The organism is Rhodonellum psychrophilum GCM71 = DSM 17998, from assembly GCF_000381545.1.
GTDB classification, from domain to species: domain Bacteria; phylum Bacteroidota; class Bacteroidia; order Cytophagales; family Cyclobacteriaceae; genus Rhodonellum; species Rhodonellum psychrophilum.
This window is the reverse complement of record NZ_KB906719.1, coordinates 1-1,823: the sequence shown is the minus strand read 5'-3', so window position 1 is coordinate 1,823 and position 1,823 is coordinate 1. Positions and strand designations below refer to the sequence as shown.

Sequence of the window (1,823 nt, the reverse complement as noted above, 5' to 3'; positions counted from 1 at the left end):
TTTGTGTTTGACGGTTCGGCCAAGTCGCTTGAAATAGCTGGCGAACTTCCTCAAGGAACTTCAGTAGCATACAGCAACAACAGCCTGACCAATGTTGGAAGCCAGACGGCAACCGCAACCATCACGGGTGACAACTTTACCACGTTGGTATTGACCGCTACTTTGGCAATCACACCGGCAACTGTCGAAGGCATCACTTTCGAAGACGGAAGTTTTGTTTACGATGGAAATGTCAAGTCGCTTGAAATTGAAGGAATACTTCCAGATGGAACTTCAGTAGCATATGGCAACAACAGCCTGATCAATGTCGGAAGCCAAACGGCAACCGCAACGATCACGGGGGACAACTTTACCACATTGGAATTGACCGCCACTTTGGCAATCACTCCGGCAACTGTCGAAGCCATTACTTTCGAAAACGGAAGCTTTGTGTTTGACGGTTCGGCCAAGTCGCTAATGATTACGGGTACTTTACCGGAAGGAACAAGCGTGAGTTATGCTAACAATTACAGAACGGATGTCGGAAGCCAAACGGCAACCGCAACGATCACGGGTGACAATTTTACCACACTGGTACTGACCGCTACTTTGGCAATCACCCCTGCAACTGTTGAAGGAATTACTTTCGAAAATGGAAGCTTTGTCTTTGACGGTTCGGCCAAGTCACTTATAATTACCGGTACTTTACCGGAAGGAACAAGCGTAAGTTATGCTGACAATTCCAGGACGGATGTTGGAAGCCAAACGGCAACCGCAACGATCACAGGTGACAATTTCACCACGCTGGTATTGACTGCTACTTTGGCAATCACTCCGGCAACTGTCGAAGGCATTACCTTCGGAAACGGAAGCTTTGTCTTTGACGGTTCGGCCAAGTCGCTTGAAATTGAAGGAATACTTCCAGAGGGAACTTCTGTATCCTACAGCAACAATTCCAGAACGGATGTTGGAAGCCAGACGGCAACCGCAACGATCACAGGTGACAACTTTACCACACTGGTACTAACCGCAACTTTGTCAATCACTCCGGCAACTGTCGAAGGCATCACCTTCGAGAACGGAAGCTTTGTTTACGATGGAAATGCCAAGTCGCTTGAAATTGAAGGAATACTTCCAGAGGGAACTTCTGTATCCTACAGCAACAATTCCAGAACGGATGTAGGAAGCCAAACGGCAACCGCAACGATCACGGGTGACAACTTCACCACGCTGGTATTGACTGCAATTTTGGCAATCACACCGGCAACTGTCGAAGGCATGACTTTCGGAAACGGAAGCTTTGTTTACGATGGAAATGCCAAGTCGCTAGAAATTGAAGGAATACTTCCAGAGGGAACTTCTGTATCCTACAGCAACAATTCCAGAACGGATGTAGGAAGCCAAAAGGCAACCGCAACGATCACGGGTGACAACTTCACCACACTGGAATTGACCGCTACTTTGGCAATCACTCCGGCAACAATCGAAGGCATCACTTTCGAGAACGGAAGCTTTGTTTACGATGGAAATGCCAAGTCGCTTGCGATAGCTGGCGAACTTCCGGAAGGAACTTCAGTAGCATACAGCAACAACAGCCTGACCATTGTCGGAAGCCTAACGGCAACCGCAACGATCTCAGGTGACAACTTTACCACGTTGGTACTGACTGCTACTTTGGCAATCACCCCGGCCCCTGTTGAAGGCATCACCTTCGAAAACGGAAGCTTTGTATTTGACGGTTCAGCCAAGTCGCTTGCGATTACCGGTACTTTACCGGAAGGAACAAGCGTGAGTTATGCTGACAACTCCAGAACGGATGTCGGAAGCCAGACAGCAACCGCAAC

1 protein-coding gene is annotated in these 1,823 nt (G+C 48.4%); it reads left to right on the top strand.

Annotated elements, in window-relative coordinates; all coding sequences use genetic code 11:
- Window positions 1–1,823 (top strand): beta strand repeat-containing protein (locus tag F824_RS27790; RefSeq protein WP_019600750.1); only part of this gene is annotated, 1,823 nt, incomplete at both ends.